The sequence below is a fragment of the Photobacterium sp. DNB22_13_2 genome (assembly GCF_052873915.1).
Genome location: NZ_JBNNXU010000234.1, coordinates 1 through 247 on the forward strand (window position 1 = coordinate 1; position 247 = coordinate 247).

The window sequence follows — 247 nt, forward strand, 5'->3', positions numbered from 1 at the left end:
GATACAGAGTGGACGATTCCGCTCGGATCGCGAATGGAATCGACGAAATGTGACGAGACGTCCCCGCGCCTGATGGGCACCCAGGATCATCCCAAGCAACGAAATGCGCGACTCTATCAAAACCGTCATGTGCCGGGCAAAAAATCGACGCTGCAGCACACGCGTTTGAACCTGCCGCAGCCCGCTGCATGGCCCGCTGAACGGCGCCGTGCAGCGCAAAAATAAAAATTGAACGACCGTGCTATTT

The 247-nt window shown here is 56.3% G+C and carries 1 protein-coding gene; it reads left to right on the top strand.

Annotated features, from left to right (window positions below):
* A partial coding sequence (locus ACVA58_RS28495) for a hypothetical protein (RefSeq protein WP_446513589.1) occupies nucleotides 1–225 on the top strand: 225 nt, incomplete at its 5' end.
* Nucleotides 226–247 lie beyond the last annotated feature (22 nt).